Source organism: Streptomyces narbonensis (assembly GCF_014649015.1).
GTDB classification, from domain to species: Bacteria; Actinomycetota; Actinomycetes; order Streptomycetales; family Streptomycetaceae; genus Streptomyces; species Streptomyces narbonensis.
In genome coordinates this window covers 81,625-97,539 of record NZ_BMSF01000015.1, presented here as the reverse complement: position 1 = coordinate 97,539, position 15,915 = coordinate 81,625, and the positions used below count along the sequence as shown (strand labels likewise).

Genomic DNA, 15,915 nt, shown 5'->3' with positions numbered 1-15,915 from the left:
GCTGTCCCAGGGGAGTGAGAGAGGTGGACAACGTCGGGCTCAGGCGCCGATGAGCTTGGCGAACTTCTCCTCGTACGCCGTCTCCTCCGCGCTGGTGAGCGAGCGGAAGGCGCGCGACTTCTTGGCCATGGCCTTGTCCGGGAGGATCAGCGTGTTGTTCGCGAGCTCGGGGTCGATCTTGGCGAGCTCGTCCTTCACCCCGTCGACGGGGCAGACGTAGTTGATGTACGCGGCGAGCTGCGCGGCGACGGGCAGCTCGTAGTAGTGGTCGATGAGCTTCTCGGCGTTGGTCTTGTGCTTCGCCTGGGCGGGGACGAGCAGGTTGTCGCTGGAGGTGATGTATCCGGCGGACGGGATGGCGAACTTGATGTCCGGGTTGTCCGCCTGGAGCTGGATGATGTCACCGGCCCAGGCCAGGCAGGCCGCGAGGTCGCCCTTGTCCAGGTCGGAGGTGTAGTCGTTGCCGGTGAAGCGGCGTATCTGCTTCTTGTCGACGCCCTTCTGGAGCCGGCCTATCGCCTCGTCGTACTCGGCGTCGGTGAACTTCCCCGGGTCCTTGCCCATGTCGAGCAGGGTCATGCCGACGGTGTCGCGCATCTCGGTGAGGAAGCCGACCCGGCCCTTGAGGGACGGGTCGTCGAGCAGCTGGGTGACCGAGTCGACCTTCTTGCCGCCGGTCGCCTTGGAGTTGTACGCGATGACGGTCGAGATGCCCGTCCACGGGTACGAGTAGGCGCGGCCCGGGTCCCAGTCGGGGCGCCGGAACTGGGCGGAGAGGTTCGCGTAGGCGTTGGGCAGGTTCGAGGGGTCGAGCTTCTGCGCCCAGCCGAGGCGGATCATCCGGGCGGCCAGCCAGTCGGTGACGCAGATCAGGTCGCGGCCGGTGTCCTGGCCGGCCGCGAGCTGCGGCTTGATCTTGCCGAAGAACTCGACGTTGTCGTTGATGTCCTCGGTGTACTTGACCTTGATCCCGGTGCGTTTCGTGAACGCCTCCAGCGTGGGACGCGTCTTCTCGTCCTCGCTGATGTCCATGTACTCGGTCCAGTTGGAGAAGGCGAGGCTCTTCTCCTTGGCCGAGACGTCGGTGGAGGCGGGACCTTGTCCCTCCCGCTTGGCCGGCGGGATGCCACAGGCGCTCAGGCCGGCGAGACCGCCGACCGTGAGCGCGCCGACGCCGCCCGCGCGCAGCATCGAACGGCGGCTGAGGGCGCCCCGGCCGCTCGTCATGCTGCGCCGCATAGCCGCCAGCTGCGCGGCGGACAGGCTTTCGGGCTCGTACTGCTCCATGCGCTGTGCCCTTTCGGGAGGGGTGGGCCGCTGGTCGGGCGGCAATCTGGCTATCGGTCCCCGAAGATCGTGCGGTGCCAGTCCTTCGCGGCGACCGCGGTGTTGTCGAACATCACGTGCTTGACCTGCGTGTACTCCTCGAAGGAGTACACCGACATGTCCTTTCCGTATCCCGACGCCTTGGTGCCGCCGTGCGGCATCTCGCTGATGATCGGGATGTGGTCGTTGACCCAGACGCAGCCCGCCCGGAGCTCCCGCGTGGCGCGGTTCGCCCGGAAGACGTCACGGCTCCAGGCGGAGGCGGCGAGGCCGTACGGGGTGTCGTTGGCGAGCCGGATGCCCTCGTCGTCGCTGTCGAAGGGCAGGGCCACCAGGACCGGTCCGAAGATCTCCGACTGCACGACCTCGCTGTCCTGCGCGGCGCCGGTGATCAGGGTCGGACGATAGTACGCGCCGTCCTTCAGGTCACCCCCCGGCGCTTCGCCGCCGGCGACGACGGTGGCGTAGCCGCGGGCGCGCTCGACGAAGCCGGCGACGCTGTCGCGCTGGGCGTGGCTGACCAGCGGGCCGAGGTCGGTGGCGGAGTCGAAGGGGTCGCCGACGCGGACGGACTCCATGAGCTCGGCGACGCGGGCGACGAAGGCGTCGAAGAGGGGGCGCTGGACGTAGGCGCGCGTGGCGGCGGTGCAGTCCTGGCCGGTGTTGATGAGGGAGGCGGCGACGGCGCCGTTGGCGGCGGCCTCCAGGTCGGCGTCGTCGAAGACGACGAAGGGGGCCTTGCCGCCGAGTTCGAGGTGGAGCCGCTTCACGGTCGCGGTGGCGACCTCGGCGACGCGCTTGCCGACCGGGGTGGAGCCGGTGAAGGAGGTCATGACGACGTCGGGGTGGCCGACGAGGTGCTCGCCGACGACCCGCCCGGAGCCGCTGACGATGTTGATGACGCCGTCGGGGATGCCGGCCTCGGTCGCGGCCTGCGCGAACATCAGCGAGGTCAGCGGGGTGATCTCGGCGGGCTTCAGGACGATCGTGTTGCCGGCGGCGATCGCCGGGAGGATCTTCCAGGCGGCCATCTGGAGCGGGTAGTTCCAGGGGGCGATGGAGCCGATGACGCCGATCGCCTCGCGGCGGATGTACGAGGTGTGGTCGCCGCTGTACTCGGCGGCGGCCTGGCCCTGGAGGTGGCGGGCCGCGCCGGCGAAGAAGGCGGTGTTGTCGATGGTGCCCGGTACGTCGAACTCGGTGGTGAGCCGGAGCGGCTTGCCCGCCTGGAGCGACTCGACCCGTGCGATGTCCTCGGCCCAGTCGGCGAGGACGCCGGCGAAGCGGTGGAGGGCGTCGGAGCGCTCGCCCGGGGTGGCGCCCGACCAGCCGGGGAAGGCGGCCTTGGCGGCGGCGACGGCCTCGTCGACGTCGGCGACGGAGGCGAGGCGGTAGGTGTAGACGCCCTCCCCGGTCGCGGGGTTGATGATCGTGTGTTCCCGGTCGGAGGTTCCGGCCCGGAGCCGTCCGCCGATGTACTGTGCGCCGTCCGCGAAGCGGTCCGTCACCTGGAAGCGGTTGCCCATGACGCTCTCCGTTGTCCCAGCTCGAATTGAGTGCCGATCCTGACATGCGACCGCCACCCCAACAAGTGATTCCGTTGTTGCCTTTTGGTTACGCAACGGAATCGGTCGACCATGTGTCGAGGTGGCCGGAAAATCTCCGTACGGAGTGTCCGTGGCGAATGCCAGACTCGCGTGCATGAACAAGATCGACGAGCTGACGCAGCAGGTCAACGACGGTGAGCGCGTCAAATGGCTGCATTTCTGGGGCCATCGCCCGCACCCCGACGGGCGGCTCTCGGCGAGCTGCCTGAGCCAGTGGTGGCCCGCGCCCTTCGTGGTCGACGGCGTGCGGTACGCGACCGCCGAGCACTGGATGATGGCGGCCAAGGCGCGCCTCTTCGGCGACGCCGAGGCCGAGCGCGCGGCGCTTGCCGCCGGCACCCCGGCGGAGGCGAAGAAGGCCGGCCGGCTGGTCCGGGGCTTCGACGAGACGGTGTGGGAGCGGGAGCGCTTCGGCATCGTCGTCGAGGGCAGCGTCCACAAGTTCTCCTCACACGAGGCCCTGCGGGCGTACCTGCTCGGCACGGGCACCCGCGTCCTCGTGGAGGCGAGCCCGGTGGACCGGGTCTGGGGCATCGGCCTGGCGGCCGACGACCCCGGCGCCCACGACCCGGCCCGCTGGCGCGGCCTGAACCTCCTGGGCTTCGCCCTGATGGAGGCCCGGGAGCGGCTGCGGGGCGGATGAGGCCGGACGTGAAGGGGGCCCCGCACCTCGTGAGGTGCGGGGCCCTGTCGCGTGTGCCGGTGACGCCAGGGCGTGTCCGGACAGGCCCGCCAGGGCCTGTCCGGCGGATCAGGGTCGGATAGGCCACGGCGTCTGGTGCGGTGCGTCGCAAGGCGCCGGAGCGCCCTCATAGCGGAGCTATTCGGGCGTTTCGGCAACGCGGCGACGTGCCGTGCCAGACGCCGTGGCCCCGGCCATGATCCGCCGGACAGGCCCTAGCGCGTGCTCTCGACCACCAGGCTGTTGTACGGGTCCCCGTCCGAGGAGGCGGCGCCGCCCTCGGCGATCGCCCAGATGACGAAGCCCAGGAAGACACCGCTCACCACGATGCCGATCGAGCCGAGGATGACGCCCGCGAGCGCCATGCCCCGGTTGGTCGCCTCTCCCCGGCCGGCCTTCTTCATGCCGATGATGCCGAAGATCAGCGCCAGGATGCCGAGGACGACACCGAGGCCGTACATGCAGAAGCCGGCCACCGCGATGATGCCGAGCACCATCGAGGCGATGCCCATGCCGTTGGCCGGCTGCTGCCAGCCGGGCGGCTGGCTGCCGTAACCCGCGCCGTAGGAGGGGTACGCGGCGTACCCCGCCGTGGCCGGCGGGACCGGAGTGGCGGCCGGGGTGCTCGCGGCGGACGGGTACCCGTAGGCACCGGCCGGCGGGGTGGCCGCCGGGTAGCCGTAGCCGGGCGTGGCCGCCGGGCCGCCCGGGGCGACCGGCGGCGGCGGGACGTCGTTCACGGCCGGCATGGACGTGACCGTCATCTGGTCGTGCACCGGCGGGGTCGACGGCGACACGGGCTTGCTCAGCTCCACGCCGTCGCGGTTCGGCGGAGCCCACGGGTCCGCCGGGTCGTACCCGCCCCGCGGCTGGTCTCGGTTGTCAGACATGGGCCTCCCCCATCGTGGTCACGCCATGCTACGACCTCACCCCTGGGAGGGAACCGCCCGGCCTACGATGATCCGATGACCGACCTCCATGCCTTCATCGCCGGCCTCCCGAAGGCCGAGCTGCACGTCCACCACGTCGGGTCCGCCTCGCCCCGGATCGTCGCCGAGCTCGCCGCCCGGCACCCTGACTCCAAGGTCCCCACGGACCCCGAGGCCCTCGCCGACTACTTCACGTTCACGGACTTCGCGCACTTCATCGACGTCTACCTGTCGGTCGTCGACCTGGTCCGCACCCCGGAGGACGTCCGGCTGCTGACCTTCGAGGTCGCCCGGGACATGGCCCGGCAGAACATCCGCTACGCCGAGCTCACCATCACCCCGTACTCCTCCACCCGCCGCGGCATCGAGGAGCGCGCCTTCATGGCGGCGATCGAGGACGCCCGCAAGGCGGCCGAGGCCGAGTTCGGCACGATCCTGCGCTGGTGCTTCGACATCCCCGGCGAGGCCGGACTCGTCTCCGCCGAGGAGACCGCGCGGCTCGCCACGACCGACGGGATCCGCCCCGAGGGCCTGGTCTCCTTCGGCCTCGGCGGCCCCGAGATCGGGGTCCCGCGCCCGCAGTTCAAGCCGTACTTCGACCTGGCGCGCGCCGCCGGTCTGCACTCCGTCCCGCACGCGGGCGAGACGACCGGCCCGGAGACGGTCTGGGACGCGATCAACGACCTGGGCGCCGAGCGCATCGGCCACGGCACCAGTTCGGTCCAGGACCCGGCGCTCCTCGCGTACCTGGCCGAGCACCGCATCGCCCTGGAGGTCTGCCCGACCTCCAACATCGCCACGCGGGCTGTCGCCACGCTCGACGAGCACCCGATCCGGCAGATGGTGGAGGCCGGCGTCCTCGTCACGATCAACAGCGACGACCCTCCGATGTTCGGCACGGACCTCAACAACGAGTACGCGGTCGCCGCCCGGCTCCTCGGCCTCGACAAGCGCGGGATCGCCGACCTCGCGAAGAACGCGGTGGAGGCCTCCTTCCTCGACCCGGCCGGCAAGGCCGCGATCGCCGCCGAGATCGACACGTACACGGACGGCTGGCCGGCTCGCTGACGACGGCGAGAATGGGGCCATGCGCCCTGTCACTGCCGTTGGTCACCGCGGAGACCCGTACCGCGTCCGAGAGAACACGCTCCCCTCGATCGCCTCGGCGATCGAGCGGGGGGCGGACGCGGTCGAGGTCGACGTCCGGCTCACGAAGGACGGCGTGCCCGTCCTCCTCCACGACGACACCCTCAAGCGGCTCTGGGGCCACGACCGGCCCCTGTCCGGCCTCTCGTACGAGCAGGTGCGCGAGCTGACGTACGGCGGTGTGCCGACCCTGCGCGAGGCGCTCCTCACCGCGGGGGAGCACCGGCTGATGCTGGACCTGCCCGGCGGGAACGAGGCCTCGGTCCGGAAGATCGTCGGCACGGTCCGGGAGTGCGGCGCCGGGGAGCGCGTCTACTACTGCGCCGGGGCCGTCGCCATGCTCCAGGTGCGGGCCGCCGACCCGTCCGCCGAGATCGCCCTGACGTGGACGACGCTCGCCCCGGCCCGGCCCGTCCTGCTCGACGTGGTAAGGCCGAGGTGGCTCAACTACCGCTTCGGACTGGTGAGTCGGGAGCTGACCGAGCGGGTGCACCGGGACGGGCTGCTCGTGTCGGCCTGGACCGCGGACACCACCCGCACCATGCGTAAGCTGATCGTCAACGGGGTCGACGCGGTCACCACGAACCGGGTCGACGCACTCGCCGCCGCCCTGCGAAAGGCTCGCGCATGAACGACCGGATCCGCACCGACATCGCCCACAACGCCCGGGTGTGGAACTACTGGCTGGGCGGCAAGGACAACTACCCGGTGGACCGCGCGGTCGGCGACCAGGTCACCGCCTTCTACCCGAGCATCGGCGAAGTGGCCCGCGCGGACCGGGCGTTCCTCGGCCGGGTGGTGACCCATCTGGCCGCCGACGCGGGGGTGCGCCAGTTCCTCGACATCGGTACGGGCCTGCCGACCGCCGACAACACCCACGAGGTGGCGCAGCGGGTCGCCGCCGACTCCCGGATCGTCTACGTCGACAACGACCCGATCGTCCTCACCCACGCCCGCGCACTCCTGACGAGCGCGCCGGAGGGGGTCACCGAGTACGTGGACGCGGACGCGCGGGACCCGGAGACGATCCTGGCGGCCGCCGGCGCGACGCTCGACCTCTCCCGTCCGGTGGCGGTGCTGATGCTGGGCATCCTCAATTTCGTCCTGGACACCGGCGAGGCCCGGGCGATCGTGAAGACCCTGATGGACGCCCTTCCCTCGGGCAGCTATCTGGTCCTGACCCATCCGACGCTGGAGCCGGAGCTCGGCGGCGAGGGCAACAAGGCCGCGATGGCGTTCTGGAACGAGAACGCGACCCCGCCGATCACGGCCCGCAGCCGGGCCGATGTCACCTCCTTCCTCGACGGGCTCGACCTGCTGGAGCCGGGAATCGTGTCCTGCGCGCGCTGGCGTTCCGAAGAGGCCTCCGTGGTCGCGCAGTTCGGCGCGGTGGGCCGCAAGCCGTAATGGACGGGCGGGGGGACACGCAGGGGGACGCGCGGGGCGACCTGCGCGGCGACATACCCAGGGCCGTGCGGAGCGGCTGGGAGCGGGCGCGGAGCTGGGGCGCGGCGAACCCGTGGGCGGTGGACATCGGGCTCGCGCTGCTCGTGCAGGCGGCGATGACGATGCCGTTCGTCGTGCCGCGCGGGCCCGAGCTGGAGCCGGCGACCTGGCCCGCGTACGGACTGACGACGCTGACCGTGCTGCCGCTGGTCTGGCGGCGGCACGCGCCGCTCGCCGTCCTGCTCGCGATCCTGGCGGCGAGCGCGCTGTACAAGCTGGCCCTCGACGGGCCGGGGCAGCCGCTGCCGTACACCGGGCTCGTCAGCGTCTACACGATCGCCGTGCTGTCGCCGCCCTGGAAGCGGCTGACGACGACGGCCCTGCTCATGGTCGCGGTGCCCGCCTCGGTCGGGCTCAACACCCGCTCCGTACGGGAACTGACCTTCTCCCTCTTCGTGTTCGGCGCCGCCTATGTCTTCGGCAGGCTCCAGGACGCCCGGCAGCGGGAGCACCGGATCGAGGCGGAGCGGGCCGCGTCCCGCGAACGGGCCAGGATCGCCCGGGAGATGCACGACATCCTGTCGCACGCGGTCAGCCTGATGGTCGTGCAGGCGGAGGCGGGACCGGTGGCGGTGCGGACGGCCCCGGAGCGCGCCGAGGCGGCCTTCGACGCGATCTCGGCGACGGGCCGCGACGCGATGACCCAACTGCGGGAGATGCTGGGGGTGTTGCGCGAGGGCTCCGAGAGCGCGGCCGCGCCGCGCGAGCCGCAGCCCGACCTCGCGGGCATTCCCGGGCTGGTCGAGCGGGTCCGGGTCAGCGGCGGCCTGGCCGTCACCTACACGACCGAGGGCGGGGTGCGGGCGCTTCCCCCTGCGACCGGTGCGAGCGCCTACCGGATCGTCCAGGAGGCCCTGACCAACGTGGTCAAGCACGCGCGGGCCCGCACGGTCGACGTCCGGTTGAACCATGAGGAAGGGGTGTTGCGCGTGACCGTCACGGACGACGGGCGCGGCCCGCAGGCAGGGCCGAGCGGCCACGGCCTCGTCGGCATCCGGGAGCGGGCGGCCGCGCACGGCGGCACGGCGGCGATGGGCCCGGGTCCCGGCGGCCGGGGCTTCGAGGTGCGGGTCCTGCTGCCCGTGCCCGCCGGCTCCGCACCCTCCGCGGCGGAGGTGGGGAGATGACGATCCGCGTGGTGGTCGCCGACGACCAGGAGCTGGTCCGCAGCGGTTTCGCGATGATCCTGGACGCGCAGCCGGACATCGAGGTGGTCGCGGAGGCCGGGGACGGGGCGGAGGCCGTCGAGGCGGTGCGCCGCCTCGCGCCGGACGTGGCGCTGCTCGACATCCGGATGCCCCGGACGGACGGCATCGAGGCCTGCCGGACGATCAGTGCGGAGTCCCGCTGCCGGACGGTGATCCTGACGACCTTCGACACCGACGCGTACGTGTACGAGGCGCTGCACGCGGGGGCGAGCGGTTTCCTCCTCAAGGACGTGCGCAGGGACGACCTGGTGCACGCGGTCCGGGTCGTGGCGGCGGGCGAGTCGCTGCTCGCCCCGTCCGTGGCCCGGCGCCTCGTGGAGCAGTACACGGCGGGCGGCCCCCGCAGGACTGCCCCGGACCCCCGGCTCGACGTGCTGACCGGCCGGGAGCGGGAGACGCTGCTGCTGCTCGCGCGCGGGCTGTCGAACGCGGAGATCGCGGCGGAGCTGGTGGTCAGCGACCACACGGTGAAGACCCATGTGGGGAACGTGCTGGCCAAGCTGGGGCTGCGCGACCGGATCCAGGCGGTGATCTGCGCCTACGAGACGGGCCTGGTCGCGGCGGGCACGGCTCCCCCGCCCGGGGGAGGCGGGTAGCCCCGCCCTCCCCCACGTCGGCGAGAAACCCTCCCCCAGGAGACCGCCGGTACGGGCGATCCGCGAATCCTCCCTGGTCAGCAGGATGGAGCCATCAAGAACAACGGCTCACACCACGGGAGTTGACCATGAAGAACACCACCCGCACGCTGCTCGCCGCCGCCCTGGTCCTGGGAGTGGCGGCAGGACCGGCGATCGTCCCGGCGGCGGCCGGGACCCCGCCCGCCGTCGCGCAGCAGGCCTCGGACCCGACCCTGGAGGCGGCGATGTCGGCCGCGATCGCCGGCCTCCCCCGCGCCGACGCGACGGCCGCGCTGGTCCGGGTCGGCGGCACCGAGGGCTCCTGGCAGGGGAGTTCGGGCGTCCGCGACCTGGAGAGCGGCTCGCCGGCCGACCCGGCGGCCCGCTTCCGGGCCGGTTCGGTGACGAAGGTCTTCACGGCCGCGACCGTCCTCCAGCTCGCCGCCGAGGGCCGGATCGACCTGGACCGGTCGGCCCGCTCGTACCTCCCGAAGCTGATACCGCGCTCGTACGGCAAGGTGACCGTCCGCCAGCTCCTGAACCACACGCACGGCATCCCCGCCCCGGACTTCCAGGGCGAGACCGTCGAGGAGTGGTACGAGAACCGCTTCCGGATCCACGACCCCGAGGAGATGGTCCGCTCGGCGACGGCGAAGCCGCGCGAGTTCCGGCCGGGCGAGAAGCAGCACTACCTCAACATCGGCTACACGATCGCCGGTCTGATCGTGGAGCGGGTCACGGGCGACACGTACGAGCGGCAGGTCGAGCGGCGGATCCTGCGGCCGCTCCGCCTTCGTGACAGCTACTTCCCCGGGACGGACCCCGGGATCGCCGGTCCGCACAACCACGGCTACCAGACGATGCGGCTCGACGACGGGACGACCGGGCTGCGGGACGTCACCGTGTGGGGGGTGACGGACGGCTGGGCGGCCGGCGACCTCGTGTCGACCACCGCCGACCTGGAGCGTTTCACCCGGGCCCTGTTCGCGGGCCGGGTGGTGCGCGGGCCGCTCCTGGAGGAGATGTTCACGCTGCCCCAGGTCCCGGACGCGAAGTCGGGCGCCCCGGCGGCCTTCTCCTCCGGCCTGGCGATGAAGCGGCTCGGCGGGCGCGAGGTGTGGGGCAAGACGGGGGGCCGCTGGGGCTACAACGCGGCCATCGCCTCGACCCGCCACGGCGAGCGCACCCTCGTCTACAGCGTCAACTCCACCGATGCCAAGGGCCAGGACACGAACAGGACGGCGCTGAAGGTCATGGTGGCCGCGTACGGCCTCCCCGACTGATCACGGGAGGGACGGCACCACCGCGCGGGCGGGGGCCGTCGCGGCCTCCAGGCGCTTGATCAGCCGGCGTACGACGAGCAGCGGCAGGATCCCGAAGACGCCGAAGGACATGTCGATGACCGACCACCAGAAGGGGATGCCGCGGATCGGCCCGCAGATCAGGGCGAGCGGGATGATGCCGACGCAGGCGATCATCCCGAACTCGACGACCCAGATGTTGCGGACGGGATCGCGGTGGACGCCGTAGAAGGCGACCGCGATGACGAGGTGCGCGAAGGCCAGCCAGTCGGTTCCGTAGAGCACGTACGGCGCCTGCGCGTCGGTGGCCTCAAGACCGCCCCGCACCCGGGTGATCCACTCGGCGAGCCCGGGGAACAGTTCGGCCACGGGGGCCGCCCAGGATGCCAGGGCCTCGTCCAGCAGGCGGAGTTCGGTGACGAGCGGGAAGGCGGTGACTCCGCTCAGGACCAGGCAGACCACGAAGAGGACCAGCCAGCGGCGGATGCGCGTGAGAAGGGCTCTCGGCCCGTTCGAGTCGCTCATGACGGCAGCGTACGCCCATCATGAACGTGTTCAAAAACGGGGGTCGGTTCTCCTCACGGACCGCACGACGGGGGCAGGTTCCCCGCGCGGGCCGCACGACGCGAGCAGGCCACCCTCGCGGACCCGCACGACGCGAGCAGGCCACCCTCGCGGACCCGCACGCCGGGTCTCCGCCCTCACAGCCCGACGATCGCGTTCCACCTCTTCGCGAACCCCTGGCGCTCGTCGGCACGGATGTCGCGGGCGATGGCGAGCCGGCCGCGCATGTCGGCGTCCGGGAAGATCAGCGGGTCCTCGGCGAGGGCGACCAGCTCCTCGTCGCCGGAGTCCGCCAGGACGGCCTGCGCGGCCGGCACCGGGCAGACGTAGTTGACCCAGGCGGCCAGTTCGGCGGCGACCTCGGGCTCGTAGTAGTAGTCGATCAGCTTCTCGGCGTTGGTCTTGTGCCGGGCCTTGTTGGGGATCATGAGGGACTCGGCCCAGAGCTCGCCGCCCTCCTCGGGGACGACGAACTCGATGTCCGGGTTGTCGGCCTGGAGCTGGATGACGTCGCCGGAGTACGCCTGACAGGCGAGCACGTCTCCGGTGGACAGGTCCTTGATGTAGTCGTTGCCGGTGAAGCGGCGGATGTGCTTCTTCCGGACGAGGCCCTCGACCTGCTCGCACAGGGCGTGGAAGTCGTCGGCCGTCCACCGGGTCACGTCGACGCCGTTGCCCTGGAGGAGCAGGGACATGGACTCGTCGAGCCCGGACAGCAGGGTGACCTTGCCGCGCAGGTCGTCGGCCCACAGCTCCTTCGTGGAGCGCAGTTCGCGGCCGAGCTTCCTGCGGTTGTACGCGATGCCGGTGATCCCGGACTGCCAGGGCACGCTGTGCAGCCGGCCCGCGTCGAAGGCGGGGGAGAGCAGCTGCGGGTTGAGGTGCTTCGCGACGTTCGGCTGGCCGGCGCGGTCCATCTCCTGGACCCAGCCGAGGCGGACGAAGCGGGCGGCCATCCAGTCGCTGACGACGATCAGGTCGCGGCCGGTCTCCTGGTGGTTCATCAGGGACGGGCCGATCTTGCCGAAGAACTCGTCGTTGTCGTTGATCTCCTCCGTGTAGCGGACGGAGATCCCGGTGCGCTCGCGGAAGGCGTTCAGCGTCGGCCGCTTGGACGTGTCGTCGTCGTCGGTGTCGATGTAGAGCGGCCAGTTGGCGAAGTCGAGCGTCCGGTCGCGCGCGGACAGGTCGCGGCCGGCCCGGTCCCGCTCGTCGACGAAGGCGGCGGGGACGCCACACCCGGCGAGCGCCGCGGCCGCTCCGACACCGCCGATGCCGCGCAGCAGGGACCGGCGGGACAAGGTGTTCCTGGCTATCGCTCTCACCGGGACAGCATCCCGACCCCTGGCCACCTGCGGCAATGGACGCTCCGTCGAGCGACGGCACGCGGCCCCGACACCCTGTCGACCAGGATGCCGGGGCCGCGTGCGTGGCGCCGGTGGGGATCCGCCCGGAGGGACCCGGAGGGTCTCCGGGTGGGCCCCCGGGGGCATCAGCCCAGGGAGGTCATCACGTGCTTGATGCGCGTGTAGTCCTCGAAGCCGTAGGCGGAGAGGTCCTTGCCGTAGCCGGACTTCTTGTAGCCGCCGTGGGGCATCTCGGCGACGAGCGGGATGTGGGTGTTGATCCACACGCAGCCGAAGTCGAGGGCCTTGGACATGCGCATCGCGCGCGCGTGGTCCTTGGTCCAGACGGAGGAGGCGAGGGCGTACTCGACGCCGTTGGCGAACTCCAGGGCCTGGGCCTCGTCCGTGAAGGACTGGACGGTGATGACCGGGCCGAAGACCTCGTTCTGGACGATCTCGTCGTCCTGCCTGAGGCCGGAGACGACGGTCGGGGCGTAGAAGTAGCCCTTGTCGCCGACACGGTGACCGCCGGCCTCGACCTTGGCGTGCGCGGGGAGGCGCTCGATGAAGCCGGTGACCTGCTTCAGCTGGTTGGCGTTGTTGAGCGGGCCGTAGAGCACGTCCTCGTCGTCCGGCTGGCCGGTCTTCGTCTCGGCGGCGGCCTTGGCGAGGGCGGCGACGAACTCGTCGTGGATGGCCTCGTGGACGAGGACGCGGGTGGCGGCGGTGCAGTCCTGGCCGGCGTTGAAGAAGCCCGCGACGGAGATGTCGCCGACGGCCGCCTCGATGTCGGTGTCCTCGAAGACGACGACCGGGGCCTTGCCGCCCAGCTCCAGGTGGACGCGCTTGACGTCCTTGGCCGCCGACTCGGCGACCTGCATGCCGGCGCGGACCGAGCCGGTGATGGAGGCCATCGCCGGGGTCGGGTGCTCGACCATGGCCTTGCCCGTCTCGCGGTCACCGCAGATGACGTTGAAGACGCCCTTGGGGACGATCTGCCCGATGATCTCGGCCATCAGGACGGTCGACGCGGGGGTCGTGTCCGAGGGCTTGAGGACGACGGTGTTGCCCGCGGCGAGGGCCGGGGCGAACTTCCACACGGCCATCATCATCGGGTAGTTCCACGGCGCGACCTGGGCACAGACGCCCACGGGCTCGCGGCGGATGATGGAGGTCATGCCCTCCATGTACTCGCCGGCCGAGCGGCCCTCCAGCATGCGGGCGGCGCCGGCGAAGAAGCGGATCTGGTCCACCATCGGCGGAACCTCCTCGCTCCCGACGAGGGCGGTCGGCTTGCCGGTGTTCAGCACCTCGGCGGCGATGAGGTCCTCGGCGCGCTCCTCGAAGGCGTCGGCGATCTTGAGGAGTACCTTCTGGCGCTCGGCCGGGGTGCTGTCGCGCCAGGCGGGGAAGGCGGCCGCGGCGGCCTCCATGGCGGCGTCGACGTCGGCCTGGCCCGAGAGCGGGGAGGTGGCGTACACCTCGCCGGTGGCCGGGTTGACCACCTCGATGGTGCGGCCGTCGGCCGCGTCGCGGAACTCCCCGTTGATGTAGTTACGCAGCCGGCGCAGCTCGGTGGTCACTTGCCACCCCTCCTGTCACGTTCTGTCTTCGCACGTCCTTGTGCGGTGTCCCGATGGGCGAGACACCTCAGCCTAGTCGCTCGACAGACGCTTTCAACAGCCCCGACCCTCCCCAACTTCGGATTCGGTGAGATTCAGAGCCGCTCACAACGGATTTCATCACTCCGGGCTTGCATGACTGACCATCTCGGTGCACAGTGAAGTCGTGGCCAGTCGAAGCACAGACTCCAGAACCGGAACCGGTTCGTCCCCGACGATCGATGCCGTCTCCCTGGCAATCATCGAACAGCTCCAGCAGGACGGCCGCCGTCCTTACGCGGCGATAGGCAAGGCCGTCGGCCTCTCCGAAGCCGCGGTGCGCCAACGCGTGCAGAAGCTGCTCGACCAGGGCGTCATGCAGATCGTCGCCGTCACCGACCCGCTCACCGTGGGATTCCGGCGCCAGGCGATGGTCGGTATCAACGTCGAGGGTGACCTCGATCCGGTTGCGGAGGCGCTGACGGCCATGGCCGAATGCGAGTACGTGGTGATGACCGCGGGCTCCTTCGACCTGATGGTGGAAATCGTCTGCGAGGACGACGACCACCTGCTGGATGTGATCAACAAGCGCATCCGCACCCTCCCCGGCGTGCGCTCCACCGAGAGCTTCGTCTACCTCAAGCTCAAGAAGCAGACCTATATGTGGGGAACCCGATAGCCGTGAGCAAGGACCTCTCCAAGACCGCCTACGACCACCTGTGGATGCACTTCACCCGCATGTCGTCGTACGAGAACTCGCCCGTTCCCACCATCGTGCGTGGTGAGGGCACCTACATCTTCGACGACAAGGGCAAGCGCTACCTCGACGGTCTCGCGGGTCTGTTCGTCGTCAACGCCGGACACGGCCGCCACGAACTCGCCGAGGTCGCGTACAAGCAGGCCCAGGAGCTCGCGTTCTTCCCCGTGTGGTCGTACGCGCACCCCAAGGCCGTGGAGCTCGCCGAGCGTCTGGCCGACTACGCCCCGGGCGACCTGAACAAGGTCTTCTTCACCACCGGTGGCGGCGAGGCCGTCGAGACCGCGTGGAAGCTCGCCAAGCAGTACTTCAAGCTGCAGGGCAAGCACACCAAGTACAAGGTCATCTCGCGTGCGGTCGCCTATCACGGCACCCCCCAGGGCGCCCTGTCCATCACGGGTCTCCCCGCCCTGAAGGCCCCCTTCGAGCCGCTGGTCCCCGGCGCGCACAAGGTGCCGAACACCAACATCTACCGCGCCCCGATCCACGGCGACGACCCGGAGGCCTTCGGTCGCTGGGCCGCCGACCAGATCGAGCAGCAGATCCTCTTCGAGGGCCCCGAGACCGTCGCGGCCGTCTTCCTGGAGCCGGTGCAGAACGCCGGCGGCTGCTTCCCGCCGCCGCCCGGCTACTTCCAGCGCGTCCGCGAGATCTGCGACCAGTACGACGTGCTCCTCGTCTCCGACGAGACGATCTGCGCCTTCGGCCGCCTCGGCACGATGTTCGCCTGTGACAAGTTCGGCTACGTGCCGGACATGATCACCTGCGCCAAGGGCATGACCTCGGGCTACTCCCCGATCGGCGCCTGCATCGTCTCGGACCGCATCGCGGAGCCGTTCTACAAGGGCGACAACACCTTCCTCCACGGCTACACCTTCGGTGGCCACCCGGTGTCGTCGGCGGTCGCGATCGCCAACCTCGACATCTTCGACAAGGAAGGCCTGAACCAGCACGTGCTGGACCAGGAGGGCAACTTCTTCGACACCCTGAAGAAGCTGCACGACCTCCCGATCGTCGGCGACGTCCGCGGCAACGGCTTCTTCTACGGCATCGAGCTCGTCAAGGACAAGGTCACCAAGGAGTCCTTCACCGACGAGGAGACCGAGCGCGTCCTGTACGGCTTCCTCTCCAAGGCGCTCTTCGAGAACGGCCTGTACTGCCGGGCCGACGACCGTGGCGACCCGGTCATCCAGCTGGCCCCGCCGCTCATCGCCGACCAGGGCACCTTCGACGAGATCGAGGGCATCCTGCGGTCGGTGCTGACCGAGGCGTGGACCAAGCTGTAGCAGCGGCCTGGACCGAGCAGCACAGGTCCCCCAGGCATC

14 protein-coding genes and 1 pseudogene are annotated in these 15,915 nt (G+C 70.7%); 9 read left to right on the top strand and 6 right to left on the bottom strand.

The window, feature by feature from the left end:
- Positions 1-39: 39 nt before the first annotated feature.
- Both IE124_RS26235 and IE124_RS26230 read right to left on the bottom strand, forming a co-directional pair.
- Positions 40-1,287: an ABC transporter substrate-binding protein gene (locus IE124_RS26235; protein ID WP_189510979.1), complete on the bottom strand. Its 1,248-nt coding sequence runs from the start codon at positions 1,285-1,287 to the stop codon at positions 40-42.
- A 50-nt stretch (positions 1,288-1,337) separates the two neighbouring features.
- Positions 1,338-2,852 (bottom strand): gamma-aminobutyraldehyde dehydrogenase, encoded by a 1,515-nt coding sequence (locus IE124_RS26230; RefSeq protein WP_189510977.1) that lies wholly within the window; start codon positions 2,850-2,852, stop codon positions 1,338-1,340.
- Positions 2,853-3,027: 175 nt separating this feature from the next.
- Between IE124_RS26230 and ybiA the strand changes: the two genes are divergently transcribed.
- Positions 3,028-3,576: a riboflavin biosynthesis intermediates N-glycosidase gene (ybiA, locus tag IE124_RS26225; protein WP_189510975.1), complete on the top strand. Its 549-nt coding sequence runs from the start codon at positions 3,028-3,030 to the stop codon at positions 3,574-3,576.
- Positions 3,577-3,830: 254 nt separating this feature from the next.
- Here the strand turns inward: ybiA and IE124_RS26220 are convergent, their stop codons facing one another.
- Entirely contained in the window at positions 3,831-4,505 is a 675-nt protein-coding gene (locus IE124_RS26220) for a DUF4190 domain-containing protein (protein ID WP_189510973.1), read from the bottom strand.
- Positions 4,506-4,580: 75 nt separating this feature from the next.
- Here IE124_RS26220 and IE124_RS26215 point away from each other — a divergent pair, with 75 nt between their 5' ends.
- From IE124_RS26215 to IE124_RS26190, 6 genes and pseudogenes are all read left to right on the top strand, one after another.
- Entirely contained in the window at positions 4,581-5,612 is a 1,032-nt protein-coding gene (locus tag IE124_RS26215) for an adenosine deaminase (protein WP_189510971.1), read from the top strand.
- 19 nt (positions 5,613-5,631) lie between these two features.
- Positions 5,632-6,321 carry a glycerophosphodiester phosphodiesterase gene (locus IE124_RS26210; protein ID WP_189510968.1) on the top strand — a complete coding sequence of 230 codons (690 nt, stop codon included), beginning with the start codon at positions 5,632-5,634 and terminating at the stop codon, positions 6,319-6,321.
- Positions 6,318-7,097, top strand: coding sequence for an SAM-dependent methyltransferase (locus IE124_RS26205; protein WP_189510966.1), 780 nt, complete (start codon positions 6,318-6,320; stop codon positions 7,095-7,097). Before IE124_RS26210 ends, IE124_RS26205 begins: the two co-directional genes overlap by 4 nt.
- Entirely contained in the window at positions 7,097-8,323 is a 1,227-nt protein-coding gene (locus tag IE124_RS26200; protein ID WP_189510964.1) for a sensor histidine kinase, read from the top strand. The genes IE124_RS26205 and IE124_RS26200 overlap by 1 nt, the downstream gene beginning before the upstream one ends.
- A pseudogene (locus IE124_RS26195) lies at positions 8,320-9,029 on the top strand (response regulator transcription factor); the annotation flags it as partial. The gene IE124_RS26200 and the pseudogene IE124_RS26195, both read left to right, overlap by 4 nt.
- A 99-nt stretch (positions 9,030-9,128) precedes the next feature.
- Complete coding sequence (locus IE124_RS26190) at positions 9,129-10,304, top strand: serine hydrolase domain-containing protein (RefSeq protein ID WP_189510960.1); 1,176 nt, start codon at positions 9,129-9,131, stop codon at positions 10,302-10,304.
- Here IE124_RS26190 and IE124_RS26185 read toward each other — a convergent pair whose 3' ends face one another.
- From IE124_RS26185 to IE124_RS26175, 3 genes are all read right to left on the bottom strand, one after another.
- Positions 10,305-10,847 carry a hypothetical protein gene (locus IE124_RS26185; RefSeq protein WP_189510958.1) on the bottom strand — a complete coding sequence of 181 codons (543 nt, stop codon included), beginning with the start codon at positions 10,845-10,847 and terminating at the stop codon, positions 10,305-10,307. It abuts the gene before it with no gap.
- Positions 10,848-11,023: 176 nt separating this feature from the next.
- Positions 11,024-12,187 carry a polyamine ABC transporter substrate-binding protein gene (locus IE124_RS26180; RefSeq protein ID WP_189511102.1) on the bottom strand — a complete coding sequence of 388 codons (1,164 nt, stop codon included), beginning with the start codon at positions 12,185-12,187 and terminating at the stop codon, positions 11,024-11,026.
- A gap of 191 nt (positions 12,188-12,378) precedes the next feature.
- Positions 12,379-13,815 carry a gamma-aminobutyraldehyde dehydrogenase gene (locus IE124_RS26175; RefSeq protein WP_189510956.1) on the bottom strand — a complete coding sequence of 479 codons (1,437 nt, stop codon included), beginning with the start codon at positions 13,813-13,815 and terminating at the stop codon, positions 12,379-12,381.
- Positions 13,816-14,005: 190 nt separating this feature from the next.
- Between IE124_RS26175 and IE124_RS26170 the strand changes: the two genes are divergently transcribed.
- Complete coding sequence (locus IE124_RS26170) at positions 14,006-14,512, top strand: Lrp/AsnC family transcriptional regulator (protein ID WP_189510954.1); 507 nt, start codon at positions 14,006-14,008, stop codon at positions 14,510-14,512.
- Positions 14,497-15,876, top strand: coding sequence for an aspartate aminotransferase family protein (locus tag IE124_RS26165; protein WP_189510952.1), 1,380 nt, complete (start codon positions 14,497-14,499; stop codon positions 15,874-15,876). Before IE124_RS26170 ends, IE124_RS26165 begins: the two co-directional genes overlap by 16 nt.
- Positions 15,877-15,915: the final 39 nt, after the last annotated feature.